The following is a 26,622-nucleotide window of genomic DNA, read 5'->3' on the forward strand; positions in this document are numbered from 1 at the left end:
GAAGAGCCCGGTGACGCGAGAGTGTCACGCCGGGATCTGCGGGAGCCCGGGGGTGCGATTCCCCCGGGCCACCCGACCGGCAGCGTGATTCCAGCCGAGGATGTCCAGGCACCTGCCCAGCACGAATGCGGGCGTACCGCCGGGCTGGTCGAGCAGGCGGCGCATGGTGGGGCGGGTTGTCGGCCCGGCCTGGCGTCGTTCCTGCCGGCGATCTCGTACAGACAGCTCTGCTGATCCTCATGCAGCCGCAGCGGCACGGGTCAACGTGGCCAGTACCGAGGCGGAGGCCTGGACCCGGCGCTGTTCGAGCCGGGTGTAGTAGTCGACGCTGATCGCGGCAAGACCGGCGACCACTTCCCGGTGCAGGCCGGCGACCTTGCGGTGACCCCCGGTCCCGGGTTGGCCCACCTCCCGTGGAGTCGGTCGCGCGCGCCGACTTGGAACCTGTCTCCGGCAGGTGACGCCAGGTCGGCCTCTCGAACATCACCCCGGAGCATCTTCGTGCGGCGAGGTCGATCGTCGACATCGCGCCCGTCACGGCCCGCTACAACGTGACGGACCGCACCAACCAGGCCCTCCTGGAGGCGACGCTGGCCGCAGGGGCGGGCCTTCGTGCCCTGGCGGCCCATCTCGCTGATCGCGCCCGGAACAGCGACCGACACCTCGGGACCGGAAGAGGTCCGGGACGTGCTCGCCCCGATCGCCGCGAACCACGACGCGACCCTCCCGCAGGACGCGCTTGCCTGGCTGCTTGCCGTGGATCCAGCCGTGCTTCCGATTCCCGCAACGACCGGCATCCGTCATTTTCGGGAGAACGTCAGCGCTCTCGACCTGGAACTCACCACCGAGGAACGTGCAAGGATCACCGACCTCCCGTAGGAGATCCGCGTAGGCGCCATTTCTATCGCACCGCTTACCGACCCTCGGATGCGGTCAGGCCGGTGTCAGCAGGCAGGTGCAGGTGCCGTGGGCGACGAGTTTGCCGTTCGCGGCGGTGACGGTGCCCTCGGCGGTGGCGGTGCGGCGGCCGACATGGATCGTTTTCGCTTCGCAGGTCAACAGCTCCGCGGTGAGGGCTACCGAGCGGACGAAGTTCACCTTGAGTTCCAGGGTCGTGTAATAGGTGTCCGCCGGGAGTCGGGTGAACACGGCGCTGCCCATCGCGGTGTCCATCAGCGTCGCGAGGACCCCGCCATGGACGGTGAACATGGCGTTCGCCGCGGCCGGGGACGGTCGCAGCGTCCACACCGAGCGGCCGACCTCGAGGGTGTCGAGGTGGATGCCGAGGGAGTGGCCGACGCCGATGCCCTCGGCGAGCCCCTGCTCCAGCAGGGCCCGCAGGTCCGCCATGCGCTGGTCGATCTCGGCCAGCGCCCCGGGCGTGCCCGGTCCGCCGCCGGGGACAGCGCCGCCGGGGACAGCGCCGCCGGACCCGGTGCCGACCGGCCCGGGGATGGTCCCGGCTGCCCCGTTGGGGTTCGCGAGGCCGTTGGGGTTCGCGATGCCATCGTGGTCCACGACCGAGCCCTCCTGTCGTCGGTGCCGGTGGCAGCGCCCGGCGGGTGGCCCCGCCGTCACGGATTACGACCGGCCGATATGACGCGACGATATCCGGGCTTCCCGCGCGAAGACCGGTGAACGTCGCGCCGGTCGCCGACGGGTGGGCGAACAATAGTGAAACGCGTGCCGTCCCGGCGGTGCCAATGGGCCAAAGGGTCGGTAAACGACACCCGCGGGAAGCTCGGCGTATACCCTGAAATCCGCTGACCGCCGCGGCGGGCGGCTCATTGTCGACGGTGATGGATCGATCGAAGTAATTCGTTATTCGTTGACCTGCCGATGCCTGATTGTCAGTGTTGGCTGCGGCGCCGACGTCAACCGGTCACCCGCGCGCCGATCGTCGGCCCCGGCCGGTCCGCGTTTTCCGACCACCCGATCGCTGTCCACGTACGTGCCGCGCGGCCGGACCGCCGTCCGCCGGGCCATCTGGTTACCGCATCGAGAGGGGTGTCCATGCCGGCGTCGCACATGGGCAGCCCGGCCGTGCCGCCCCAGGGTTCCGGCGCCAGGCTGGCGGCGGTGCCGCCCGCGCTGGAGTGTCACCTGTTGTCGTTGGCGGACGTGGCGGCCGGGTCGCCGGGACCGCGCGGTGGCCTGGCCAGGTCGATCGTCAGCCGGCTCGGGCGACTGTTGTTGGCGAGCGTGCTCGCCGAGCATCTCGGGGCTGCGTCCGCGGCCGACGTTCCGCTGGAGGTCGCGGCGGGAGGCCGGCCGGTGCCGCGCGGAGAGCCGGCGACGGGGGCGCGGGCCGGGATCGCACACGACCGGGATGTTCTCGTCGTCGGTTTCCATCCGGCCGGCTGCGCGGTGGACGTCGAGGACACGCCGGTGGCGCTGATCGCCGAGGTCGCCGGGCGGTTCTGCGCGCTCGACGAACGGCTGCTCCTGCCGGCCGGCGCGGCGGTACGCGGGCTGTGGTCGGCCAAGGAGGCCGTCGCGAAGTACACCGGCCTCGGGTTGCGGGCGGGGCTACGGACCATCACTTTCGACGGCGACCCGCAGGCCGGCTGGGTCCACTCGCGCTACCCGGGCGCGCAGCGGCCGCCGCTGTGCCGGGTGGTCGAGACCCCAGGGCGCCACCTGGCGTTCGCGGTCGGCGCGCGCGCCGCGACCGGGTACCTGGCCCTCCCGACCGGGGATGTGACGCCCGTCGCCGGGGCGACCGCGGCCAGGCACGCCGCCACCGAGGCGCGATCCACCGCACTGCCCCCCACCGAGAGCCTCGCCGTCGAGGTGCCCGCGATCGAGGCGTCCGCGGTCGAGGCGCCGGTCATCGAGGTGCCGGTCATCGAGGTGCATCGATGGGTGCCGGTGACCTGGGTGCGGGAGGCCGGCGGGGCGCATCCGGCCCAGTTGGCGCGGGTGGCCCTCGCCCCCGCCGGAGAGCTGACCGACCTCGCCCGCGCGGTCGCGGCGACCGCACCGCCCACCAGCACAGGACGGGAGCACACCTGATGCGTGGCTTGACCCTGCCCGGGGCCCTCGACGAGGCGGCCGCGGGCCATCCCGACACCGCCGTGACCTTCCCGAGTTCCGCCGAACGTGTCCGCCTGGCCGACCTCGCCGCGGCCACGACCGCCCTCGCCCGCGGCCTGGTCGCGGACGGTGCGACGCCGGGCGAGCGGGTCGGCGTCTACAGCCGCAACAACGCCGACTTCCTCACCGGGGTGATCGGGGTGACCCGGGCCGGCGGGGCGGCCTGCCCGCTGCCGCTGCCCACCTCGGCCGCCGATCTCGCCGGCTACGCCAGCCGGCTCGCCTCGATCACGGCCGCGGCGGGCATCCATCGGGTCGTCGTCGGCGCCGGGGTGGACGGCATCGTCCGCCGGCTCGGCCCGATCCTGCCGGGACTGCGGTTCCGCGGCGTCGGCGAACTGTCCGGCGCCGGCGGCGGGCCCCCGGCGCTGCCCGCCGGCGGCGAGTCCGACGTGGCGATCGTCCAGTTCACCTCCGGCAGCACCGCGCTGCCGAAGGGCGTCGTGCTGACCCATCGCAACGTCGTGCACGGCACGGCGGCGATCGTCGACGGGATCGAGCTCGGCCGTCCCGGCGACCACGGCGCGACCTGGCTGCCGCTCTACCACGACATGGGACTGTTCGGCACGCTGTCCGCGGCGCTGATCGGTACGCCGATGACGGTGTGGGCGCCGTCGACGTTCATCAAGGACCCGGGGGCCTGGCTGCGCGCGTTCGCCTCGATGGGCTGCACGGTCGCGCCGTCGCCGAACTTCGGCTACGACGCCCTGCTCGCCGCGGTCACCCCGGAGGAGGCCGCCGAGGTTGACCTCGGTCGGTGGCGGATCGCGTTCAACGGTGCCGAGCCGGTGAACCCGACCACCATCGAACGGTTCCAGGACCGTTTCGGCCCGGCCGGGTTCGCCGCCGAGACCATGTTCCCCGTCTACGGCATGGCTGAGGCGACGCTCGCGGTGACGTTCCCGCCGCTGGGTCGCCCGCCGCTGACGACCTGGGTGGACCGCGACCGTCTCGCCCGCGACGGCGTCGCCCAGCCGGTGGTGGCGGGCGCGCCCGGCGCCCGCGGCCTGGTCGCGCTCGGCCGGCCGGTGCGCGGGATGCGGCTGCGTGTCGTCGACGGGCAGCGTCGTCCCCGGCCGGACGGGTACGTCGGGGAGATCGAGATCAGCGGCGACGCCGTCGCCGCGGGGTACCTGACCGCCGGGGGAGCGCCCGCGCCCGACGCCACCACAGCCTCGGCGGACTGGCTGCCCACCGGCGACCTCGGCTTCCTGACCGACGGCGAGCTGTATATCAGCGGTCGACGCAAAGAGATGATCATTATTCGTGGGGTGAACTACTACCCGGAGGACGCCGAGGCGCTGGTCCGCGACGCGCCGGGCGTGCACCGCCGCCGATGCGTGGCCGTCGTCGACGCCGGCGAGGCCGGCGCGGAGACGCTTACCGTGATCGCCGAGACCGGCCTGGCCGACGCCGCCGAGCGGGTCCGGCTGGCCACCGAGCTGCGGGCCGGGATCAGCGCCGCGCTCGGGCTCGCCGAGGTCTCCGTGCGACTCGTCGCCCCGGACGTGCTGCCGCGGACCTCCAGCGGCAAGTTCCGCCGCGCCGAGGCTCGTGACCTGACCCGTCCCGCCGCACCGCTGATATCGGAGGTGAGAACCGATGCACGGCTATGACGTCTTCCGCCACTACGAACGCAAGCGCTGGACGATCGAGGACCTCCCGTTCGACGAGATCGACCCCGACCACGTGCGCCCCGAGTACGTGACGATGGTCAAGAGCGCCGTGATGGGCGAGGCGAACTCGATCGCCGCCCAGCACGGATTCCTCAACGAGTTCGACGACTACGACTTCTCGGCGTTCGTCGCCGTCTGGGGCTACGAGGAGCTCCAGCACCACTTCGCCTTCCGGACCTGGCTGGATGCGGTCGGCGTGACCATGCCGAGCGCCCCGGTCGAGGCGATGCGCGCCCCGTACGCGCCCGGCACCACGCCGTGCGCCACCCTCGCCACCAACATCATTTCAGAGCTGACGGTCAACCACGTCTACCGGTCGGTCGCCGGTTGGGTCGAGGAGCCGGTGCTGCGCGGGCTGATGACCCGGGCCAGCCGGGACGAGGCCGGGCACGCGCGGGAGTTCGTGCACTACGCCCGCCGCCGGCTCGCCGCGCACCCCGACGAGCTGGCCTCGGTGCTGGAGACGCTCTACGTCTACACCTCCGAGCAGCGGATCAAACACCCGGTCGGGGTGTTCAAGAGCGGCCTGGCCGAGGTGGAGAACCACGAGACGATCGACACCGCGTTCGACATGTTCCTCGCCGGCATCGCCACCGAGGGCGAGCTGGACCGGTTGCAGGACAACATCCGCCGGGCGTTCGCCGCGCTGACCGGCCTCGACGTGAGCACCAACAGCCGGGTGCGGCGCCGGCTGGCGGAGGCGCTCGCGTGAGCGCCGATCCGGTGGGCGCGGCCGCGCCGGACCTGCCCTGGTCGGTGCTGGAGGACTACCGCTGCTTCGGCTGCTCGCCGCACAACCCGCACGGCATCGCGCTCGTCTTCGACGAGCATCCCGAAGGCCTGTCGACGACGTTCCGGCTCGGCCGCAGCTACGAGTCGTACCCGGGGGTCGTGCACGGCGGCCTGCTCGGGGTCGTCGCCGACGAGACGATGGGCAATCTGATCGTCGTGCGCACCGGCCTGGTGGCCTTCACGGTCAGCATGCGCCTGCGCTACATCATGCCGGTGTCCGTCGGCGCCGAGTACACCTGCGTCGCCCGGCTGGGCGCCGTCGGCGGCGGCCCGCTGACCAGCGCGACGGCGGAGATCCTCGACGCCGAGGGCGCCTGCGTGGTGACGGCCTCCGCGAGCTACCGCAACGTTCCGTTCGGCACGGCCCGGGACCGCATCGCGCTGAGCGCCCCGGAGGCGGGCCGCCTCGACCAGGCACTGGCCACGACCGCGGCCGGCGCCTCGACCGCGACCAACGCCCCTACCCGACAGGAGACCCCGTGAGCACCGAGGCCGACGGCATCGTCCGTCAGATCACCGAGATCGTCGCCGTGGAGCTCGGCGTGCCCGTCGACGTCCTGATGCCCGACACCGACCTGCGGGGCATCGAGGGCGCCGACTCGGTGCGGCTGCTGCGCGTCGTGGCCAAGGTCGAGCAGACCTGGGACGTCGAACTCGACGACGACGACGTGTTCGGCGTGTCCTCGATCGCCGCCCTGTCCACCGTCGTGGGCAACGCGCTGCAGGTCCGTGCCGCATGACCGTCACCACCGCCGGCCCCGCCGACTCCGCTGCCAACGCCGCCGACAAGGCGACGCGGCCCGGGGAGACCAACCAGCACTACGACCTCGACCCGGAGATCTTCGGGCTGTTCCTCGACCCGCTGCGCAAGTACTCCTCCGGCCTCTACCGCACCGACGGCATCACACTGGCCGAGGCGCAGGTCGCCAAGCTGCACTGGGTTGCCGAGGAGCTCGCGCTGACCGAGGGCGCCCGGCTGCTCGACGTCGGCTGCGGCTGGGGCTCGCTGATCCTGTTCATGGCCCGCGAGTACGGCGCCCGGGTGACGGGGATCAGCCCGGCCGGCCGCCAGCACGAGTTCATCGCCGCCCGCGCCGCCGAGTTCAACGTGGTCGACCGGGTCACCACCGCCGTCGGCAGGTTCGAGGACCTCGACCTGCCGGCCCGCTCGTTCGACGCGGTGACGATGCTCGGCTCGATCGTGCACATGCCCGACGTCGACCTCGCGGCGCGCCGGGCCCGGTCGATGCTGCGCCGCGGCGGGCGCTACTACGTGTCCGAGACGTGCTTCCGCAACACCGCGGCCCGCGACGAGTTCGACCGCCGCGCCGGCACCGAGTTCGTCCGCAACTCCATCTTCGGCTGGGGCGACATGCGGCCGCTGTCCGAACTGGTGCGCGCGGTCGAGGACGCCGGCTTCTCGGTGGACGACGTCGAGGACCTCACCGAGGACTACCGGCTCACCATCGAGGACTGGCTGGTGCGCGTCGCCGAGTCGGCCGCCGCCATCGACGAGCTGCGGCCCGGCATGGCTGCCGAGCTGACCCGCTACCTCGAGGTCGCGAACGCCGGCTGGGGGTTCACGACCAAGCACTACGCGCTGGTGTGCCGCAACGGGCGCTGAGCCGCGTGCCGGGCGGCCGAGCCCGCGCCGCCCGGCGCCTCCCCTCCCGATCTCCGGAGACGCGATGACGACCACGACCGGACCCAACCCCGCCACCGATGCCCCCGACGCCGCCGGCAACGCAGCCGCCGGCAACACAGCCGCCGGCAACACAGCCGCCGGCAACAGCGCGGCTGGCCCGGCGGTGCCCGCCCGGTCGATCGGGCTGCCCGCCGCCGACCTCGACCAGGCCGTGACGGCCTTCATGACCGCGTCGCCGGTGACCCGCCGGTGGGACGTCGAAAGCGGCTTCGACTGGGCCGCCGCGGACGCGAACCGGCTCACCGACGGGCAGCGCTCCGCGGTCCGCTTCATCACCTTCATCGAGGACCACCTGCCGGGCTACTTCGCCGTGTACCGCGACCGGTTCCCGCTCGACGCCGACGTCGACGTCGAGACCTTTCTGGTCAACCGGGAGGTCTACCACTTCACCGTGCGCTGGGCGCAGGAGGAGGACAGCCACGCCCGTGCGCTGTTCCGCTACCAGGTGGAGTCCGGGATCTCGGCGGCGGAGCCGCTGCGGCGCGAGCTCGCCGTGGAGGGCCGCAAGGAGTTCGCGCTGCCGCACGAGCATCCCGCGGCGCTGTTCGCCTACACGCTCGTGCAGGAGAAGGCGACCCAGATCTACTACCAGAACCTGCGGGCGGTCGTCGGCGACCCAGTGCTCGCCGAGGTGCTCGGGCACCTCAGCCGCGACGAGGCCCGGCACTTCACGTTCATGGCCGACATGGTGCAGCTCTACCTGCACCGCTACGGCGACGAGGTGATCGAGCCGATGCGCGACGCCCTCGCCTCGTTCCGCATGCCGCTGGCCGACACGCTGTCCGGTTACTGGCGCTGGGCGCTGCGCATCGCCGACACCGCCCGTTACGACCACACCGAGGCGTACGAGCACCTGGTGCGGGTGGTGCGGCGCGCGGTCGACGCGCCGTCCGACCGCGTCGACGAACTGGACCGGTTCGTGCGCGCCTGCCGAGCCCTGCCGGCCACTGCGGCCCGCTGAGTCTGGAGGACTCCCGTGGACACCGTCACCGGCATCACCCCCGGCGCCCCCGCGCCCGGCGCCGGGACCGAGGCGATCGCCGCCGACCCGCCGGCGATCACGCCCGCGCAGGCGGCGGCGAACATCTTCGATCCCTCCTGGCATCACGACACCTTTCCCAACTACCGGGTGCTGCGCGAGGCCGGGCCGTTCGCACCCGGCCCGCTCGGCATGCGGCTGGTGACCCGATTCCGGGACGTCGACGCGATCCTGCAGGACCCGGCATGGAGCCACGCCGAGGAACGCGACCTGATGCACCCGGACAGCGACGGCTCGGACCTGCCGACGTCGTTCCTGTGGATGGAGCCACCGGACCACACCCGGATCCGCAAGCTGGTCAGCAAGGCGTTCAGCGCCCGGCGGATCGAGGCGCTGCGGCAGCGGGCGCGCGAGCTCGCCGAGGGGCTGCTCGACGCGGCGATCGTGGCCGGCGAGGCGGGCGAGGTGGATCTCGTCGAGGCGATCGCCTACCCACTGCCGCTGACGATGGTCGCCGAGCTGATGGGGGTGCCGGCGGCGGACCACGCCGCGGTGCGGTCGTGGTCGTTCGGGCTGGCCCGCGGGCTGGACCCGGACATCCTGCTCAGCCCGGCGGAGGTCGACAACCGCCGGCGGTCGGCCATCGCGATCCGCGAGTACTTCACCGAGCTCACCGCCCGGCGCCTGGTCGAGCCGGCCGACGACCTGGTCAGCGCGCTGGCGCAGGCCGAGGCGGAGGGCGACCGGCTCTCCGCCGACGAGATGCTCGCGACCCTCGTCGTGCTGCTCGTCGCCGGCCACGAGACCACGGTCAGCCTGATCTCCAACACCTTCGACGCCCTGATCCGCCATCCCGACCAGTACGCCGCGCTGGTGGCCGACCCGGACCTCGCCGGGCCCGCGGTCGACGAGCTGATGCGGTTCTCCACGCCGTCGCACCTGACCACCCGTCGGGCGGTGTGCGACACCGAGGTCGCCGGGGAGCGCTTCGCCGCGGGCGACGGCGTGATCCTCCTGCTGGCGGGGGCGAACCGGGACGCGGACGTCTACGCCGACCCCGACCGGCTCGACCTGGCCCGTTACGCCCGGTCGGCGCGGGTGCCGCGCCACCTCGGGTTCGGCCGCGGGCACCACTACTGCATCGGCGCGCCGATGGTCCGCCTCGAGGTGGAGCTGCTGCTGCGGGCGGTGGCCCGGCGGGCGCCACGGATGATACCTCTAGCCGACCCGCCGCCATACCGGCCGAACCTGATCGTGCGCGGAATCCAGGAACTACGTGTGCGGATGGTTACCAGCTGACCAGCATGTTGTGCATCTGTAGGGGGGTGGTGACGCGACGCGTTGGTGTGGGCGGGCTCACGCCGTGTCGCAGTTGTTGGCAACTCCGGTGACCCATGATGGGAAGGTGTGGTTCACCGGGGGTTAGCTGGCGCGGTTACGCTGAGGCCCGATGCCCCTGTGGAGGTGGCCATGGAGTTGCGGCATCTGGTGTCCTTTCTGGCAATCGCGGAAGAACTGCATTTCGGCCGCGCTGCCGCCCGACTACATCTGTCCCAACCATCGCTGAGTCAGCAGCTCCAACGGCTGGAGCGCAACCTCGGAGTCGAGCTCGTCGCGCGAACCTCGCACGACGTCCGGCTCACCGCGGCCGGAAAAGCCTTCGAAGTGGAGGCCCGGACCATTATCTCGCAGATGCGCAAGGCTACCCACACAGCCCGTGAGGTCGCGGCGGGTCGGACCGGGGTGGTGCGTGTTGGTTATAACTTCCCCGGCGGTCAACACGTTGTTCCGGCGGCGTTGGCAAAAATGTCGGCCGAATATCCCGACGTGAGTGTGACGCTGGTCGAGCAGCGCACCGGGCCGCAACTGTCAGCTCTCTCGTCCGGGGAACTGGACGTGGCGATCGTCTACGGTCGGCCGTCCTCGCCGGGGTTCGCCTCGCGCCGCCTTTTCCGGGTGCCGTTGGTCGCTGTGGTGGGCCATGGTCACAGCTGGGCGGGCCGCGGCGGTATTCCGTTCGGCGAGCTCGCGCGGCAGCAGTGCGTGCTGTTCGCGCGGGAGAAGAGCCCGGCGATGTACGACGCGATCCAGGCGGCCGCCGAGACCAGCGGCATCACGCTGTCGGTCGCCCACGAGGTGGACGACCCGAGTGCCACCGCCATCGTCGTCTCGGTGAAACCGCTGGTCGGGTTTGCCTCGGTGACTCGCGGACTGCACATCGGGTCCGCCGGGGGCGGCCCGCGGCCGACGCCGGTCCAGCTGTACGACCCGGTCCCCACGCTTGATCTCTACGTCGTGTGGCGGGCCGCGAACACGGCTCCGCTGGTGGACGTGTTCGTGGAGTGCATAGAGTCGGCCCGGCCATTCCAGATCCCAGCATATCGAACACCGGAGTCGCGCGTTCGGCGATAGGGAACACCGACCGGTCATTTCTTTGGATTGAATCGCCTTGCCGGGTTGTCGGGATAACCGGAAACTCGGGGCAGGAATCCTCGAGGCGTCACACCGTGCATTTTTGGCGGTGTGCCGCCACCGCTGCCGCGGGAAGGTGATCAATCGTGCGGAAATCAACCACTGCGGGGGCCGTGGTGCTGCCGGACGACCAAGGCGTCTGGTCGGTGATCGACGTCGGTGCCCGGCATCACCCGGAACGGATCGTGCTGGTACGGACGGACGGCCCCGACGGGGCGTACCAGAACATCACGGGCAGCGAGCTGGCGGAGCACACCCGCCTCGTCGGCGCCGAACTGCTCGCCCTCGGGGTGGCGCATGGCGACCGGATTGCCATCATGGGCCGCACCAGCTATCCGTGGGCGCTGCTCAGCTATGCGGCGCAGGCGATCGGCGCCGTGATCGTCCCCGTCTATCCGACGGCGTCCGAGACACAGGTTCGGCACACCGTCACCGACTCCGGGGTGGCGTGGGCCTTCGCGGAGACCGACGAGCAGGTGCGCCTGGTCACCGACGCCGGCGCGGACACGTTGCGCCGCCCCACCTGGCCGCTGACCCAGGTGGACGACTGGGTCGAGGCGCGGGGCGCTGGCCGGGACGACGCCGGGCGGGCGCGGCTGGCCGACGAGTTCGCCCAGCGTGCCGCCAAGGTCCGGGCGGACGACGTCGCTATGATCATTTACACCAGTGGGACCACCGGCCCGGCGAAGGGTGCCGTGCTGACCCACCGGAACATGTTCGCGTCGTCGGCCAACACGGTCGAGCACACCGGCGAGATGTTCCGCACCGCCCCCGACGGCTCCCAGGCGGCGACCGCGATCGCACTGCCGCTTGCCCACGTCTTCGGTCAGACGATCCTGCTGGCCTGCCTGTACGCGGGCAGCCGCACGGTGCTGCTGGTCGGCGTGCCCGAGCTGGTCCCCGCGATGGCGACGATCCGGCCGAGCTTCCTGGCGCTCGTCCCCTACGCCCTGGAGAAGATCCGCAAGCGGGTGCGGGACCTGCCGCACGACGAGGTCGCCGCCGTCTGCGGCGGTCGGCTCACCCAGGTGATCTCGGGAGGGGCGTCGCTGGACGAGACCACCGCGGCGTTCTTCGCCAGCGCCGGCGTCAACGTGCTCAACTGCTACGGCCTCACCGAGGCGGCGACGGCGGTCACGGTCAACGAGCCGGCGACCAACCGGCGCGGCACCGTCGGCCGGCCGATCCCGGGCACGACCGTCGCCATCGCCGACGACGGCGAGGTGCTCGTCCAGGGTGCCAACGTCTCGCCCGGCTACTGGTCGCGGGCCACCGGCGCCGTCGGGCGTGACGCCACCGGCCCCGCCGAGGAGACCTGGCTGCACACCGGGGACGTCGGCCACCTCGACGACGACGGCTACCTGGTGATCACCGGCCGCCGCAAGGAGATCCTGGTCACCGCCACCGGCAAGAACGTCGCTCCGACGCCGCTGGAGGACCGGGTCCGGCTGCACCCGCTGGTGAGTAACTGCATGGTGGTCGGTGAGGGCCGGTCGTTCGTCTCGGCCCTGCTCACGCTGGACCCGGGCCCGCTCGCCGCCTGGGCCGCCGCGAACGGCGTCGCGCTCGCCGAGCCGGGCGGGACCGCCGCGGTGGACGAGGACGGTCTGTGGTGGGAGCACCCCCGGCTGCTCGCCGAGCTCCAGCTCGCCGTGGACGACGCGAACAGCCTCGTCTCCCGGGCGGAGTCCATCCGCAAGTTCTGTGTCCTCGACACGGAGCTCACCATCGACGGTGGTCATCTGACCCCGTCGATGAAGCTGCGGCGCGCGGCCATCGAACGCGATTTCACCGAAGCGATCGCATTTATTTACCAGTGATATCGACCACTCGATTGCGCCGTCTTATCGGCCGATGAGATATCGACCGTCCCGTTGACCATGTAGTTCCTCGGTCAGCACCATGACAAGGAACCCCAGCCCGTACCGTACGCAGCCGGCGCCGCCGGTCGACAACGGGAGGACCCCGCAGATGTACGACGTCATCGTGGTGGGCGCACGCTGCGCCGGATCGCCTCTGGCGATGCTGCTCGCAAGGCGCGGGCACAAGGTTCTGGTGGTGGACCGCGCCACCTTCCCCAGCGACACCGTCTCCACCCACTACATCCACCAGGCCGGGCTCTCCCGGCTGAAGAGCTGGGGAATTCTCGACCGCCTCGTGGCGACCGGAGTTCCTCCGATGCGGCACCTGAACTTCTCGTACTCGGATATCTTTCTCGACGGTTTCGCCGACCCGATCGACGGAATCACCGAGGTCTACTCGCCGCGCCGGACCATTCTCGACGAGATCCTCGTCGACGAGGCCCGCAAGGCCGGTGCCGAGGTTCTCGAGGGATTCACCGTCACCGACGTGGTGTTCTCCGAGGACCGGGCGGCGGGTATCCGCGGCCGGCTCGGCGACGGGCCCGAGCAGGAGTTCAGCGCGCGCTTCGTGGTCGGCGCCGACGGCCGCAACTCGACGGTCGCCGGCCTGGTCGGCGCGGAGATCTACCGCTCGATCCCGGCTTCCTGCTTCGTGTACTACTCGTACTACAGCGGCCTGGACTGGGAGTTCCAGCACCGGACCGGCACCGAGCCGCAGCAGTTCGGTGTCTGGCCGACCCACAACGACCAGCACCTGGTCGCCGTGATGCGCCGCCGCGACCGGCTGCGGGAGTTCCGCGCCGACATCGACGGCAGCTTCCAGGAGATCTTCGACCAGGTCGATCCGGTACTCGGCGCGGACATCCGCGCGAACGGAAAGCGTGAGGAGAACTTCCGGGCGATGTCCTACCCGGACAACTTCTACCGCCGTTCCGCCGGCCCGGGCTGGGCGCTCGTAGGTGACGCGGGATACCACAAGGACCCGTTCACCGGCTGGGGCATCACCGACGCACTCAAGTACACCGAGGTGCTCGCCGAGAAGCTGCATGAAGGCCTTTCCGGTGAGCGCTCGATCGACGAGGCCGTCGTCGAGTACGTCAAGATCCGCGATGCCGAGAGCAACGGCACCTTCGAACTCACCTGCAGTCTCGCGGAACTCAGCCTCACCCCCTACTACGACTCCGTCTTCCGGGCGACGAGCATGAGCCAGGAATACACCACGAAGTTCTTCGGCCTCATCGCCGGCGGAATTCCGGGCGAGGAGTTCTTCGCGCCCTCGAACCTCGAGAAGCTGTACGAGGAAGTCGGCATGCCGGCCGACCGCCGCATTCTCACCCAGGCCTGAAAAACGCGTCGCGCCGCGGCCCCGACACGGAGGCGAACAATGCCCACAGTGAGGTTCACCGCTCTCGGTGACAGCTTCGTCGAGGGCCGCGGCGACGTCGCCGCCGACGGCTCGTACATCGGCTGGGCCCGCCGGTTCGCCCGGCGGATGGGGGTCTCGCCCCGCGAGACCCGCAACCTCGGCGCCTACCAGGCGACCACCCAGCAGGTCGTCGACCGGCAGCTGCACCAGGCCCTGGCCCGCAAGGCGCCGCTGATCGGCGTCGTGGTCGGCGTCAACGACATGGTGCAGGACTGGGCACCCGACCGCTTCACCCGCAACCTCGAGACGATCTTCGGTTCGCTGGCGGGCCTGGACACGACCGTGTTCACCGCCAGTTACCCGGACATTCCCGCGAACCTTCCGCTGCCGGAGGAGTTCCGCGGGCTGCTGCGCGAGCGTTTCACCTTCGCGAACTCCGTGCTTCGCGAGGTCTGCGCGGCCACCGGAACGCTGCACCTCGACATCGCCGCCGGCCCCGAATGGTCCGGCCGCGGGCTGTGGAGCGCCGATGGCCTGCACCCGAACACCGACGGACACCACCGGTTCGCCGAGGACATGGCGGAACTCGTCGAGCGAACGTCCTGGTTGACGGCTGCCTGATCCGGACCATCCAGCCGGCCCCCACCGGCCGAGAAGGGATTACCGTGCCCAAGACAGCGCAGTCCGCGCGCCCGAGCGAGCCCGTCGACCTCGACTCCAGGCGGCTAGCCCGCAACCCGATCGCGATCGTCGGTCTGTCGGGCCTGTACCCGATGGCCCGCAACCACCGCGAGTACTGGCAGAACGTCGTTGACGGCGCCGACTGCAGCAGCGAGGTTCCGGCGTCGCGGTGGAGCCTCGACGACTACTACGACGCCGACCCGACCGCCCAGGACCGCACCTACGCACGGCGCGGCGCGTTCATCCCGGACGTCGAGTTCAGCCCGCTGGAGTTCGGCATGCCGCCGAACCAGCTCGAGGTCACCAGCACCATGCAGACGCTGAGCCTCGGCGTCGCCCGGGACCTGCTGCGCGACGCGGGCGCCCGCGACGTCAACGGTCGCGACGCGGACTGGTACGACGCCGGGCGCACCGGCGTCGTGCTGGGCACCACCGGCCCCGTCCCCCTGATGCACCCGCTCGCCGCCCGGCTGTCCACCCCGGTGCTGCGCGAGGCCGCCCGCAGCGTCGGGCTCAGCGAGGCCGACGCCGACGAGATCGCCCGTCGCTACGTCAGCGCCTACGCGCCGTGGGAGGAGAACTCCTTCCCCGGCCTGCTCGCGAACGTCGTCGCCGGCCGGGTCGCCAACCGCCTCGACCTCGGCGGTCTCAACACGACCGTCGACGCCGCGTGCGCCGCCTCGCTGTCCGCGGTGCGCCTGGCGATCGCCGAGCTCGTCGACGGACGTGCCGACACGATGATCACCGGTGGCGTCGACACCGAGAACACGATCTTCATCTACATGTGCTTCTCAAAGGTCTCCGCCCTGTCGAAGAGCGACACGATCAGCCCCTTCTCCGACGACGCCGACGGCACCCTGCTCGGCGAGGGCATCGGCATGCTGGCGCTGCGCCGCCTCGCCGACGCCGAACGCGACGGCAACCGGATCTACGCCGTGATCCGCGGCCTCGGCTCCTCCAGCGACGGCCGGTTCAAGAGCATCTACGCCCCGCGCGCCGAGGGCCAGCGGGTCGCGCTCGACCGCGCCTACGTCGACGCCGAGTGCACCCCCGACTCCGTCGAGCTGTTCGAGGCGCACGCCACCGGCACCGCCGTCGGCGACCGCACCGAACTCGACGCGCTCGGCGGCCTGCTGCGCGACGCCGGCGGCGAACGCCACCACGCGGCGCTGGGCAGCGTGAAGTCGCAGATCGGCCACACCAAGGGCGCCGCCGGCGCGGCCAGCCTGATGAAGCTCGCGCTCGGCCTCTACCACAAGGTGCTTCCGCCGACGATCAACGTCGACCGGCCGAACAGCGCCGTGGACTTCACCGACGCGCCGTTCTACGTCAACGTCGCGAACCGGCCGTGGATCCGCGACCCGCACCGGCCGATGCGCCGCGCCGCCGCGTCCGCCATGGGCTTCGGCGGGACGAACTTCCACGTCGTGCTCGAGGAGCACACCGGCGACCGCACGGACCTGCGGGTGCTGCACCGCACTGCCCAGGCGTACCTGTGGCACGCCCCCGACGTCCCCGCGCTGCTGGAACTCCTGCGCTCCGACGCGCCCGCCGGTGACGGTGCCGTGCCGGTCGAGGCCGCGCGCGTCGGATTCGCCGCCGCGGACGAGGAGAGCGCCGCCGAGCTGCGCGAGCTGGCCATCAGTCAGCTGGAGCGCAACCCCGAGGCGACCGAGTGGTCGCACCCGCGCGGTGTCCACTTCCGGTCGCGGGGTGCCGCGGACGTCACGGTCGCGGCGCTGTTCGCCGGGCAGGGCAGCCAGTACGTCGACATGGGGCTGGAGGCCGCGGTCAACGTGCCGCCGGTCGGCACCGCCTTCGACGAGGCGAACGACGCCTTCGACGGTGCGGACCGCCGCCTCGCCTCGATCGTCTTCCCGCCGCCGGTCTTCGACGCCGAGCAGCGCCAGGACCAGGAGGTCGCGCGGCGCGCGCCCGCGCACGCCCCGCCGGCGCTCGGCGCGCTGTCCGTCGGCCAGTACCGCTACCTGCACGAACTCGGCCTGCGCCCGGCCGGCTTCCTCGGGCACAGCTTCGGCGAGCTGACCGCGCTGCACGCCGCGGGCGCCGTCGACGCCGAGGGCTTCTTCCGCCTCGCCCGCGAGCGCGGCCGCGCCATGGCCCCGCCGGAAGCGGGCCACGGCGACGACGCGCCGGCGGTCGAGTCGGGCACGATGGCGGCGGTGCCGGCCAGCCGGGAGCGCGTGACCGCGCTCCTCGACGGCCACCCCGACGTGGTGATCTGCAACCACAACGCCCCCGAGCAGGTCGTCGTCGGTGGTCCCGGCGACGCCGTCGCCGCGTTCGTGCGCCGCTGCGCGCAGGAGGGGCTCGACGTCCGGCCGCTGCCGGTCTCCGCCGCCTTCCACACCCGCTACGTCGCCCACGCCGTCGACCGTTTCGCCGAGGCGCTCGCCTCCACCCCGGTCAACGAGCCGGCCTCGCCCGTCTACCCGAACACCACGGGTGCCAGCTACGGCGCCGACCCGGCCGCGAACGCCGCGGTGCTCGCTCGCCAGCTCCTCGAACCGGTCGAGTTCGTCGGCGCCGTCCGCGCCGCGCACGAGGCCGGCGCCACCGTGTTCGTCGAGTTCGGCCCGAAGCAGGTGCTCACCCGGCTCGTCCGGCAGATCCTCCCTGACGCGGGCGTCATCGCGATCGCCACCGACGCCGGCCCGCTCGGCGACAGCGACGTGACGCTCAAGGCCGCCGCCGTCCAGCTCGCGGTCCTCGGCGTGCCGATCTCCGGCATCAACCGGTTCCAGGCCGAGCCGCTCGCGACGGTTCCCACCAAGGGCCCGACCGTGCTCCTCTCCGCCCCCGAGTACACCCCGTCGGTCCGCCGCGACGCCCACGCCGCCGCGCTCGCCGACGACTACCAGATCCTCGGCGGCGCCGTCCCGGCCCAGGCAACGGCGCCACTGTGCCGTCCGGGGTGCCCGGTGAGGGCGCGGCCGTCAACGGCGCGTCCGCGCACGGTGCCGCCCCGAACGGTGTCGCTGTCAACGGCGCCGCCGTGAACGGCGCCGCCGTGAACGGCGCCCTCACGAACGGAGTGCCCGTGACCGGGCCGAGCACGAACGGCGCCACCTCGGTGGGCGCCGTCCCCAACGGTGCGGCGGCCCTCGGCGCCACCGCGGCCGGCCCGGTACCGAACGACTCGGGTGCCGGCGGTGCCGTCGGTCAGCACCTCGCGCCGGCGGGCCAGTCGTCCGCGTTCGGCCTCGGGTTCGACGCCGCCGCGGACGTCCTCGCGCAGCAGGTCAACCTGCACGGCGTCTACCTGACCGGCCAGCTCGACGTGGCCAGCCGCCTGGTCGACGCGCTGCACGAGTACCAGCGCGGCGGGCGGGAGGACGCCCGCTTCGCCGACGCGATCGCCATGGTCGCCAACCAGAGCGCCGTGATCGGCCAGACGCACACCCAGGCCAACGAGGTCCTCGCGCATCTCGCCGCGCTCGAGCTCGCCGTCGACCCCACGGGTCTCGCCGGCGTGCGGGCGTCGGTTCCGTCAGTGCCGACCCTGGCGCTGCCTTCCGGGCCCGCGGCGCCGCGCTCGCTGACCGCTTCGGTCGCCGCCCCGCCGGCGCCGCCCGCAGCCGCACCGGTGGCGGCTCCGCTGGCGCCCGCGCCCGTCGCACCGCCCGCGCCCGTCGCGCCGGTGGTCCCGCTCGTCCCGAGCCAGCCCGCGGGTCCGGTTCCCGCCCGGGTCACGGCGCCGACGCCGGCTCCGGTCGCGGCGGAACCCGCTCCGGCCGGTCTGAACCGGGAGGCGGTGCTGGCGGCGCTGGTCGATGTGGTCGCGGAGAAGACGGGCTACGCCTCGGACATGATCGATACGGGGATGGACCTGGAGGCCGATCTCGGGGTCGATTCCATCAAGCGGGTGCAGGTGCTGGGAGCGTTGCGGGAGCGGTTCCCGCAGGCGCCGACGGTCGGTCCGGAGCAGCTCGCGGAACTGCGCACGCTCGACCAGATCACCGATTACGTCACCGCCACGGCGCCACCCGGGCCCGGCGCGGGCAGCGTCGCCGGCGGGTCGGAGGCAGGTGGTGTCGACCCAAAAGCAGCTGAGCCGGCGTTCGCGCCGGCACCGCGCCGCGTCGTCCGACTGGTGACGCTGCCGCCCGTCGACCGCCTCGACCGGCCCTACGCCGACTCCCCGGTCGCCGTCGTCGCGCACCACACGAGCGAGGACGCGCAGCCCCTCACCGACGGCCTGCGCGAGCGTGGCTGGACCGTCCGAACCGTCAACCTCGACGACGCGGCGCAGGACGGCCCGGACGGCGCGTCGCCGCTGCGGTCCGCGTTCGACGGCCGGGTCGACCTGTGCCTGACGCTGCTCACCCCGGGCGACGGCTGGGACCCCACGGTCGCCCGGCTCGCCGAGACCATCCAGATCGCCCGCCAGGCCCACGAGCCGCTGACGGCGACCGCCGCCGGTGGCACCCGGGCGGCCTTCCTCACCCTGACCCGCCTTGACGGCGGGCTCGGGCACCACGGCTCGGCCGGGGTGGTCGCCTCGCTGCTCGGCGGAGTCGGCGGGGTGGTGAAGACCCTCGACGCGGAGGCGCCCGCGCTGTTCTGCCGGGCCCTCGACGTCGCCCCCGGGCTCGACGTCCGCACGGTGCTCGACCTGCTCGACGCCGAGCTGCACGACACCGCCCGCGACACCCCGGAGGTCGGCCTCGACGGAACCGGCGTCCGCGTCGCGATCGTCCCCGGCCTGTTCGACCCGCACGCGCCGACGGCCGGCACCGCCGCGCCGCAGGGCGCCGCGGACGGCGCGGACGGCGCGGACGGCGCGGAACTCACCGTCGGGGCGCAGGACGTGTTCGTCGTCTCCGGCGGCGGGCGGGGCGTGACGGCGCTGTGCGTGCGCGCCCTCGCCGAGCGGGTCCCGGCCCGGTTCGTCCTGCTCGGCCGCTCGCCGCTGGTGGACGAGCCCGACTGGGCCGCCGGCGTCGAGGACGACGCGCTCAAGCCCGCCGTGATCGCGCGGCTGCGGGCCGAGGGCACCAGGCCCCCGCCCCGCGAGGTAGAGCGGATCAACCAGGGCCTGCTCTCGGCCCGGGAGAGCCGCGCGACACTCGCCGCGGTGCGGGCCGCCGGTGGCCGGGCGGACTACGTCCCCGTCGACGTCACCGACGCCGCCGCCGTCCGCACGGCACTCGGGGACCTGCGCGAGCAGGTCACCGGCATCGTGCACGGCGCGGGCGTGCTCGCCGACGCCCGGCTGGTGGACAAGACCGAGGCCGACGTGGCCCGCGTGTTCGCCCCGAAACTCGGCGGCCTGCGCGCGCTGCTCGACGCCCTGGCCGAGCCCGCCCTGGCCGGCCCGGCCGGCGACACCGGCCACGACGGCTCGGGCACCGCGCCGCTGCGGCACGTGCTGCTGTTCACCTCGGTCGCGGGGTTGTTCGGCAACCCGGGCCAGGCGGACTACGCGGCGGCGAACGAGGCCCTGTGCCGGGTCGCCGCCGCGCTGCGCCACGACCATCCCGACCGGCACGTCGTCGCCATCGACTGGGGTGCCTGGGACGGCGGCATGGTGACACCCGCGCTGCGGGAGCTGTTCACCGCCCGCGGCGTGGACCTGCTCGCCCCGGACGCCGGCGCCGCCGCGTTCGTCGAGACGCTGCGCGCCGACCGCGCGGGCGAGGTCTGCATCCTGGTCGGCCCGGACCGGGCCCTCGCCGGCTCGGTCGCACCGGGCGGCGCGACGCTCGCGGCGCGGCGCCACCTCGCCGGCCTCGCCGGCCATCCGGTGATCGCCGCGCACCAGGTCGGCGCGCACCGCGTGCTGCCCGCGACGTTCGGCCTCGGCTGGATGATCAACGTGGCGGAGCGGGCGCATCCGGGCTGGCGGGTCGTCGAGGTCCGCGACTTCGCGGTCCACAAGGGCATCGTCTTCGACGGCTCCGCACCGGAGTCCGCGCAGGTCGTCCTCGCACCCGACGACGACGCCCCGGCCGGTCAGCTGCTGCTGCGCGCCTCGGTGCGCGGCGACGGCACGGGCCGGCTGCCCGTCCCGCACTACGCGGCGGCGCTCCTGCTCGCCAGGGCCGCACCGGTGGCGTACGCGGTCCCGGGGCGTCCCGGCTACCGGCTCGGCGAAGGGGCGGAGGACGGGCTCGAGATCTACCTCGAGGGAACCCAGTTCCACGGGCCTCGCCTGCAGGGCATGCGCCGGGTGCTGGAACGCGGCGCCGACCGGCTGGTCCTCGAGTGCCAGCTCGCCGACGACCCGGGCCTGCGCCCCGCGTTCGGCGGGGAACTGCACAGCCCGGTGCTCGCCGACGTGCTGCTGCAGGGCCCGCCCGTGCTCGGCCGGGCGCTGCTCGGCCAGGCCTGCCTGCCCCTGGGTATCGGACGGGCCGAATACCTGCGGCCGCTGCCCGACGGGACGCCGTTCGTGCTCGTGCTCGACGGCGCCCGGGTCGACGCCGGTGGCGGCACCGCGACCGTCAACGCCACGGCGACCGCCCCGGACGGCACCGTCCTGGTCCGCTTCACCGACGTCACCGTGGCGGCGACGCCGGGCATGGCCGCGAAGTTCGCCGAGGCCGTCCAGGCCTGGCGGCAGACCCCGACCGAGAACGAGGACGTTCCCGCTTGACATCCTCCCCCGTCTGAAGGCGGGGGATTCCAACTTCTACACATCCGCCAGAAGGGAGGATGCGCGGTGTTGAGGTTCGCGGTTCACAGGCCGCCTGTTGGCGTCGCCTCCCCGCGCAGTCACCCACGTGGTTTCCCACTGATGTCCCAGGGCGATGTTACGTGCCGCGTTCACGTCGGCGTTCGCCTCACACCCGCAGGTCCGGCAACGGAAGACCGCTTGGTTCTCGCGCGCCCCCCGATCCCGGGTCCCACACGTGTTACAGGTCTGCGACGTGTACGCAGGATCGATCTTCTCGACCCGGCCAGGCGCTTTCTGTTCCAACCGCTCGACCAGCAGCCCCCAGCCATGTGCGAGGATACCCCGGTTCAGTCCGGCTTTCTGCCGCACGTTCCTCCCAGGACTCTCGACAGTTCCTCGTGCCGACCGGGTCATGCTTCTGATCGGCAGGTCTTCCACCCGGATCAGGTCGTACCGGCGGGCGAGCTCGGTACTGGTCTTCTCCACCCAGTCCTTCCGCCGGTCGACTTCCCGGGCTCTCACCCGGGCGATCTGAGCCTTCACCCGGGCCCGCCGGTTGCTGCCCCGCTTCGCGCGGGCGAGCCGACGTTGCAGCCGGGCCAGCCGATCCCGTTCCCCAGGCCGCAACCCGGGACAGTGCAGCAGCTCCCCGGTCGACAATGCCGCCGACACGGTCACCCCACGGTCCACCCCGATGACCCTGCCGGTACCCGGCGCTTCGACCGGGTCGGGGACCGCGGCGAACGCCACATGCCACCGGCCAGACCGGTCCCGTGTCACCCGGTACGACCGGGCCTGCGGAACAGCCCGGCTACGCCGGAACCGAACCCAACCGATCTTCGGGATGCGCACTTCGCCCCAGCGGCGGTTGATCTGCCGCGCATCTTCAGGTTTTACCGCGACGATCCGGAAACCGTCGGACCGTCCCTTTTTTCGCAACGATGGCCTACGATGCGAACCACGGAAAAAGCTGGCCATCGCCGCAGCGAAATCACGAAGAGCCTGCTGTTGAACGATCTGCGATCCAGCTGCCAACCACGGATTGTCACGGCGCGCCTCGGTCAACTGACGGGACTGCTCGCTATACCCGGGAGCCGGTCCGCGGCGCGGATTCCACCAGGACTGCTGTTCGACGGCGAGGTTCCACACGTACCGTGCATGCCCGCAATGCTCAGCCATCACCACTGCTTGCCCGACAGTCGGATAAGGCCGGTAACGGGACACCCCCACAGTCTACCGAAAGGACCCGCATATGCATTCCAAGGTGGGACGCCGTTTCCTCCCCGGCCTGAAAGCCAGGATATCCACGGCGCAATCCCGATGACCGTCGTTGACAACGAAAACGTTGGCGGTCGGGGAGCCCCCGGCCGGGAGACCCTCCCGGACCCGGCGGACGAGCTCGACTTCGTCGGCGATGCCTTCGACCCGAGGGCCTTCACGACAACGACCTGGTCAGCCGCCCCGGCTGAGCCAGGCGACGGTGGCGGAACCGCCCTGTCCGCCGGCCCCGAGGCGAGCTCCGGCTCGGTGTCACCCGCCGATGCTGCCCTGACCAGTGGCGCGGAGCTGGTTTCCGCCAGCGCCCCGGCCGCCGGCGCGGGAGAGGTCGCCCGGGACCCGGCGTCCGTGTCGGTCGTGGAGATGATCCAGCTGTTGCGGGCGACGACCGTCGCGGCGCATGCCAGTGCCCTGCGGGCGCAGGCCAGCCTGCAGCTCCGCGCCCTCGCCCGGCTGGGCATCGCCCCGGCCGGACCCGAGCAGCCCTCGGCGCGCCCCGCGTGGGGCGGGGGACTCCCGGCCGGTGCCGCGGGCGGTGTCGCCGCACCCGCACCCGCACCCGCACCCGCACCCGCTCCGGTGCTGGCGCCGGGGCCGTACCGGCCGCGGGTCAGCTCCGAAGCGTCCTTCAAGCCGCTGGCCCGCACCACGGTCAGCGCGCTCGGCGCCGCCGAGCTCGACCTGCTCGCCCGCGCCGGGATCGCCGCGGTGTTCGGTCCCGCCTACGAGCAGGAGGGCCTCGACGCCGAGGTCCGCTTCACGGGCGGGCCGGCGCCGCTGCTCGCCGCCGTCGACGCCATCGAGCTGCGCGGTGGTCGGGCGGGCCGGGGTCTGCTGCGGGCCCGCCTCGCCGCGGGCCAGGTGTCCGGCGACGCCGAGCTGGTGACCGCCGCGGTCCAGGCGGCCCGGCTGTTCGCTATCTACCTGGGCCTGCACCTGTGCCTGCCGAACGCGCGGTTCGTCGAGGACGCCGCTGCGGCCACGGGTCGGCCCGCCGACAGCGGCGCCCCGGGCGTCGCCCGCGCGGGTGGCGGAGCCGGCGGCGAGGTCGAACTCGTCGTCGAGATCGCCGACCTCGAGCTGGTGCCCCGGCCGTGGCTGCGGGCGGACGCCGAGCTGCGGCTCGTCACCCCGGGCGGCGACGGCGCGGTGGTGGCGCGGGTCGTCGACGTCGTCGTCGGCCTGCGCGAAGGAGACGGGCTGCCGGTCGGGCCCGAGGTGGGTGGGCGGCCGGCGCGCTGGCTCGGCCGCCGCAACCGCTTCGGCGACCGGGCGATGCTGGGCGAGTTCCACATGGCCCACTTCTGCCGCGGCGACCAGGCGATCGCCCTCGGCCCGGAGTTCGCCGGCTACACCGGGCGCAAGGCGACCCGGCTGCCCTCGGGCGGTCTGCTGCTCGTCGACCGCGTCCTCGAACTGCACGGCACCCGGCGCGACCCGGCGACGCTCGCCGGCGACGCCTGGCACATCACCGAGTACGACGCGCCGGCGGACTCCTGGTACTTCGCCGACACCGCCAACGCGTCAATGCCGAACTGCGTCTACATGGAGACGTCGCTGCAGGCGGCGCTGATGGTCGGCTACTACATGGGCGCCACCCTTGGCGACCCGGCGGCCGTCACGAGCCTGCGCAACCTCGGCGGCACCGCGACGGTGCTGCGCGAGGTGGACCTGCGCGACGCCACCATCCGCCAGCACTCGCAGCTGCTGTCCACCACGGACATGCCGGGCTCGTCGCTGCAGAATTTCGGCTACACCCTGTCCGTCGAGGGCGAGCCGTTCTACGAGGGGGAGACGCTGTTCGGCTACTTCAGCGACAGCGCCCTGGCGAACCAGACCGGCCTGGACGCGGGAAAGTTCGTGCCGACCTGGCTGGACTCGGCGTCACCGCGGCCGGCGACCCGCACGATCGACGTCGCCGCCCGCCGCGCCGACCCGGCCGCCCGCCTGGTCGCCCGCGACCATCTGGCCCTGCTCGACACGGTCGACGTCGTCGACGGTGGCGGTCGCTACGGCCAGGGCTACCTGCACGCGGTGCGGGCCATCGACCCGGATGACTGGTTCTTTGCCCGGCACTTCACCCTGGACCCGGTCATCCCCGGTTCCCTCGGCATCGAGACGGTCGTCCAGGCGATGCAGGAGTGGCTGCTCGACTCGCCGCACGCGGCGGGCCTGGTCGACCCGGGGTTCATCATCCCGGTCGGCGCGGCGTTCACCTGGAAGTACCGCGGCCAGTTCCTGCCGACCGACGGCGAGACGCGCCTCGAAGTGCACCTCAAGGAGGTGCGCCGCGGCGCCGGGCGGGTGCGGGTGACCGCCGACGCCAGCGTCTGGAAGCCGGGCCTGCGGATCTACGAATGCCTCGACATCGCCGTCGAGCTGCGCGAGGACGGAGCCCCGTCATGGTGACGCTGACCTCCCCGCCGGCCCCCGCGCGGACCCCGGCCACCGGCGCGGCACCGTCGCCCGCCGCAGGATCGTCGCCCGCCGCGGCCGGTGCGAGCGGTGCGGCCGCGGCGGCCTACCAGGACCTGCTGGCCCTGGACCGGCCCTGCTACGTGCTGCGTGCCGGCGGCCGGGTCCGGACCAGCGGCGAGGCGGCCGAGGTCGCCCGGGTGGTCGCGGCCGGTGGTCAGGTGCTCGCCGCGGCCGGCCCGCGGCCCGCCACCGCGCTCGGCGACCCGGCGTTCCGGGCGGCGCACGGCGTGCGGTACGCCTACATGGCCGGCGCGATGGCCAACGGCATCGCCTCGGCGCCGATGGTCGCCGCGCTCGCCCGCGCCGGCTTCCTCGCCTCGTTCGGCGCGGCCGGCGTGCTGCCCGCCCGGGTCGACGAGGCGCTCGCCGCGATCGTCCGCGACGCGGCCGGGGCGCCCTTCGCCTGCAACCTCATCCACAGCCCGAGCGAGTCGGCGCTGGAGCGGGCCACGATCGACGCCTGCCTGCGCCACGGCGTCACCATCCTGGAGGCGTCGGCGTTCGTCGAGCCGACGGCGGAGCTCGTCCGCTACCGGCTCCTCGGCCTGCGCCGCGGCGCCGACGGGCGGGTCGAGGCGACCCACCGGGTGATCGGCAAGGTGTCGCGCGCCGAGGTCGCGGAACGGTTCCTGCGCCCGGCACCGGCCGAGCTCGTCCGTGGCCTGCTCGCCGCCGGCGAGGTGAGCGCCGAACAGGCGGAGCTCGCCGCCGTCGTGCCGCTGGCCGACGACATCACCGCCGAGGCCGACTCCGGTGGCCACACCGACCGGCGTCCCCTCGTTGTCCTGCTGCCGGAGCTGCTGGCGCTGGCCGAGCGGATCCGCCGCGAGCAGGGCCGACCGGCCGCGGTGCGGGTCGGCGCGGCCGGCGGCATCGGCACACCGGCCGCCGCGGCGGCGGCGTTCGCGCTCGGCGCCGCCTACGTCGTCACCGGTTCGGTGAACCAGGCGACGGTCGAGGCGGACCAGTCCGACACGACGAAGCGGCTGCTGGGCGCGACCGGCGTCGCGGACACCGCGATGACGCCGTCGGCGGACATGTTCGAGCTCGGCGTCGAGGTCCAGGTGCTGCGCCGCGGCACGCTGTTCCCGGGCCGCGCCCGCCAGCTCTACGAGCTCTACCGTGCCTACGACGGGATCGACTCGCTGCCCGCCGACATCCGGGCCGGGCTGGAGGCGAAGGTCTTCCGCCGCCCGCTCGACGAGGTCTGGCAGGACTGCGTCGAGTTCTTCACCCGCCGCGACCCCGACCAGATCACCCGCGCCGCGGGCGACCCGCGCCGGCGGATGGCACTGATCTTCCGCTGGTACCTGGGCCGCTCGTCCGGCTGGAGCATCGCCGGCGACCCGGAGCGGACCGCCGACTACCAGGTGTGGTGCGGGCCCGCGATGGGCGCGTTCAACAGCTGGGTCGCCGGCACCTACCTCGCCGAGGTCGGCAACCGCCGGGTCGCCGAGGTCGCCGCCCACCTGATGACGGGTGCGGCCTTCCACGAGCGGGTCGCTGCCCTGCGCGCCGCCGGCGCGCGCCTGCCCGCCTCCGTCACCACCTACGTCCCGACGCCACCGCAGCCGGCCTGAGCACCCCGCCAGCCTGA

Annotated in this window: 21 protein-coding genes; 17 read left to right on the forward strand and 4 right to left on the reverse strand. The window is 72.9% G+C overall.

The genetic code is table 11. From position 1 onward, the window contains the following. Positions 1-24: 24 nt before the first annotated feature. Together MXD60_RS30445 and MXD60_RS30450 are read right to left on the reverse strand one after the other, a co-directional pair. A complete protein-coding gene (locus MXD60_RS30445) occupies positions 25-165 on the reverse strand; it encodes an MmyB family transcriptional regulator (RefSeq protein WP_518468393.1) in 141 nt (46 codons plus the stop codon). A gap of 72 nt (positions 166-237) precedes the next feature. After that, positions 238-408: a helix-turn-helix domain-containing protein gene (locus MXD60_RS30450; protein ID WP_248821102.1), complete on the reverse strand. Its 171-nt coding sequence runs from the start codon at positions 406-408 to the stop codon at positions 238-240. A gap of 204 nt (positions 409-612) precedes the next feature. On the opposite strand from MXD60_RS30450, the gene MXD60_RS21305 reads away from it, so the two are divergent. Further along, positions 613-879: an aldo/keto reductase gene (locus MXD60_RS21305; RefSeq protein WP_248821103.1), complete on the forward strand. Its 267-nt coding sequence runs from the start codon at positions 613-615 to the stop codon at positions 877-879. 54 nt (positions 880-933) lie between these two features. Here the strand turns inward: MXD60_RS21305 and MXD60_RS21310 are convergent, their stop codons facing one another. Then, positions 934-1,518, reverse strand: a complete 585-nt coding sequence (locus MXD60_RS21310; RefSeq protein WP_308222554.1) for a hotdog fold thioesterase — start codon at positions 1,516-1,518, stop codon at positions 934-936. A gap of 495 nt (positions 1,519-2,013) precedes the next feature. Between MXD60_RS21310 and MXD60_RS21315 the strand changes: the two genes are divergently transcribed. From MXD60_RS21315 to MXD60_RS21380, 14 genes are all read left to right on the forward strand, one after another. Continuing rightward, complete coding sequence (locus MXD60_RS21315; protein WP_248821104.1) at positions 2,014-3,015, forward strand: 4'-phosphopantetheinyl transferase family protein; 1,002 nt, start codon at positions 2,014-2,016, stop codon at positions 3,013-3,015. Continuing rightward, complete coding sequence (locus MXD60_RS21320) at positions 3,015-4,712, forward strand: AMP-binding protein (protein WP_248821105.1); 1,698 nt, start codon at positions 3,015-3,017, stop codon at positions 4,710-4,712. The genes MXD60_RS21315 and MXD60_RS21320 overlap by 1 nt, the downstream gene beginning before the upstream one ends. Beyond that, positions 4,699-5,484 (forward strand): ferritin-like domain-containing protein, encoded by a 786-nt coding sequence (locus MXD60_RS21325; RefSeq protein ID WP_248821106.1) that lies wholly within the window; start codon positions 4,699-4,701, stop codon positions 5,482-5,484. Before MXD60_RS21320 ends, MXD60_RS21325 begins: the two co-directional genes overlap by 14 nt. Next, positions 5,481-6,047, forward strand: a complete 567-nt coding sequence (locus tag MXD60_RS21330; RefSeq protein ID WP_248821107.1) for a PaaI family thioesterase — start codon at positions 5,481-5,483, stop codon at positions 6,045-6,047. Before MXD60_RS21325 ends, MXD60_RS21330 begins: the two co-directional genes overlap by 4 nt. Then, positions 6,044-6,304 carry an acyl carrier protein gene (locus MXD60_RS21335; protein ID WP_248821108.1) on the forward strand — a complete coding sequence of 87 codons (261 nt, stop codon included), beginning with the start codon at positions 6,044-6,046 and terminating at the stop codon, positions 6,302-6,304. The genes MXD60_RS21330 and MXD60_RS21335 overlap by 4 nt, the downstream gene beginning before the upstream one ends. Next, on the forward strand, positions 6,301-7,188 hold the full coding sequence (locus MXD60_RS21340; protein ID WP_248821109.1) for an SAM-dependent methyltransferase: 888 nt from the start codon (positions 6,301-6,303) through the stop codon (positions 7,186-7,188). The genes MXD60_RS21335 and MXD60_RS21340 overlap by 4 nt, the downstream gene beginning before the upstream one ends. Before the next feature lie 64 nt (positions 7,189-7,252). Then, the gene (locus MXD60_RS21345; RefSeq protein WP_248821110.1) at positions 7,253-8,230 is read left to right on the forward strand and encodes an acyl-ACP desaturase; all 978 of its coding nucleotides are present in this window, start codon (positions 7,253-7,255) and stop codon (positions 8,228-8,230) included. 15 nt (positions 8,231-8,245) lie between these two features. Further along, on the forward strand, positions 8,246-9,547 hold the full coding sequence (locus MXD60_RS29500) for a cytochrome P450 (RefSeq protein WP_248821111.1): 1,302 nt from the start codon (positions 8,246-8,248) through the stop codon (positions 9,545-9,547). Between the two features lie 171 nt (positions 9,548-9,718). Then, a complete protein-coding gene (locus tag MXD60_RS21355) occupies positions 9,719-10,660 on the forward strand; it encodes a LysR family transcriptional regulator (RefSeq protein ID WP_248821112.1) in 942 nt (313 codons plus the stop codon). A gap of 146 nt (positions 10,661-10,806) precedes the next feature. Continuing rightward, positions 10,807-12,540: an AMP-dependent synthetase/ligase gene (locus MXD60_RS21360; protein ID WP_248821113.1), complete on the forward strand. Its 1,734-nt coding sequence runs from the start codon at positions 10,807-10,809 to the stop codon at positions 12,538-12,540. A 151-nt stretch (positions 12,541-12,691) separates the two neighbouring features. Then, on the forward strand, positions 12,692-13,927 hold the full coding sequence (locus MXD60_RS21365; protein WP_248821114.1) for an NAD(P)/FAD-dependent oxidoreductase: 1,236 nt from the start codon (positions 12,692-12,694) through the stop codon (positions 13,925-13,927). Positions 13,928-13,966: 39 nt separating this feature from the next. Continuing rightward, positions 13,967-14,569 (forward strand): SGNH/GDSL hydrolase family protein, encoded by a 603-nt coding sequence (locus tag MXD60_RS21370; RefSeq protein ID WP_248821115.1) that lies wholly within the window; start codon positions 13,967-13,969, stop codon positions 14,567-14,569. A gap of 44 nt (positions 14,570-14,613) precedes the next feature. Then, the gene (locus tag MXD60_RS21375) at positions 14,614-17,649 is read left to right on the forward strand and encodes a type I polyketide synthase (RefSeq protein WP_248821116.1); all 3,036 of its coding nucleotides are present in this window, start codon (positions 14,614-14,616) and stop codon (positions 17,647-17,649) included. Further along, a complete protein-coding gene (locus MXD60_RS21380) occupies positions 17,553-21,248 on the forward strand; it encodes an SDR family NAD(P)-dependent oxidoreductase (protein ID WP_248821117.1) in 3,696 nt (1,231 codons plus the stop codon). The genes MXD60_RS21375 and MXD60_RS21380 overlap by 97 nt, the downstream gene beginning before the upstream one ends. A 36-nt stretch (positions 21,249-21,284) precedes the next feature. On the opposite strand, the gene MXD60_RS21385 is transcribed toward MXD60_RS21380, so the two are convergent. Further along, a complete protein-coding gene (locus MXD60_RS21385; RefSeq protein ID WP_518468399.1) occupies positions 21,285-22,493 on the reverse strand; it encodes an RNA-guided endonuclease InsQ/TnpB family protein in 1,209 nt (402 codons plus the stop codon). Positions 22,494-22,589: 96 nt separating this feature from the next. On the opposite strand from MXD60_RS21385, the gene MXD60_RS21390 reads away from it, so the two are divergent. Together MXD60_RS21390 and MXD60_RS21395 are read left to right on the forward strand one after the other, a co-directional pair. After that, entirely contained in the window at positions 22,590-24,956 is a 2,367-nt protein-coding gene (locus MXD60_RS21390; RefSeq protein WP_248821119.1) for a hotdog family protein, read from the forward strand. Beyond that, a complete protein-coding gene (locus tag MXD60_RS21395) occupies positions 24,950-26,605 on the forward strand; it encodes a PfaD family polyunsaturated fatty acid/polyketide biosynthesis protein (protein ID WP_248821120.1) in 1,656 nt (551 codons plus the stop codon). The genes MXD60_RS21390 and MXD60_RS21395 overlap by 7 nt, the downstream gene beginning before the upstream one ends. Positions 26,606-26,622: the final 17 nt, after the last annotated feature.

Source organism: Frankia sp. AgB32 (assembly GCF_023243045.1).
Classification (GTDB): Bacteria; Actinomycetota; Actinomycetes; order Frankiales; family Frankiaceae; genus Frankia.

What these genes read in the sequence shown, in the direction of transcription:
- MXD60_RS21325 (WP_248821106.1), top strand. Translation starts at nt 4,699, where the DNA reads ATGCACGGCTATGACGTCTTCCGCCACTACGAACGCAAGCGCTGGACG.
- MXD60_RS21395 (WP_248821120.1), top strand. Translation starts at nt 24,950, where the DNA reads ATGGTGACGCTGACCTCCCCGCCGGCCCCCGCGCGGACCCCGGCCACC.
- MXD60_RS21340 (WP_248821109.1), top strand. Translation starts at nt 6,301, where the DNA reads ATGACCGTCACCACCGCCGGCCCCGCCGACTCCGCTGCCAACGCCGCC.
- MXD60_RS21365 (WP_248821114.1), top strand. Translation starts at nt 12,692, where the DNA reads ATGTACGACGTCATCGTGGTGGGCGCACGCTGCGCCGGATCGCCTCTG.
- MXD60_RS21315 (WP_248821104.1), top strand. Translation starts at nt 2,014, where the DNA reads ATGCCGGCGTCGCACATGGGCAGCCCGGCCGTGCCGCCCCAGGGTTCC.
- MXD60_RS21320 (WP_248821105.1), top strand. Translation starts at nt 3,015, where the DNA reads ATGCGTGGCTTGACCCTGCCCGGGGCCCTCGACGAGGCGGCCGCGGGC.
- MXD60_RS21370 (WP_248821115.1), top strand. Translation starts at nt 13,967, where the DNA reads ATGCCCACAGTGAGGTTCACCGCTCTCGGTGACAGCTTCGTCGAGGGC.
- MXD60_RS21390 (WP_248821119.1), top strand. Translation starts at nt 22,590, where the DNA reads ATGACCGTCGTTGACAACGAAAACGTTGGCGGTCGGGGAGCCCCCGGC.
- MXD60_RS21355 (WP_248821112.1), top strand. Translation starts at nt 9,719, where the DNA reads ATGGAGTTGCGGCATCTGGTGTCCTTTCTGGCAATCGCGGAAGAACTG.
- MXD60_RS30445 (WP_518468393.1), bottom strand. Translation starts at nt 165, where the DNA reads ATGCGCCGCCTGCTCGACCAGCCCGGCGGTACGCCCGCATTCGTGCTG.
- MXD60_RS21345 (WP_248821110.1), top strand. Translation starts at nt 7,253, where the DNA reads ATGACGACCACGACCGGACCCAACCCCGCCACCGATGCCCCCGACGCC.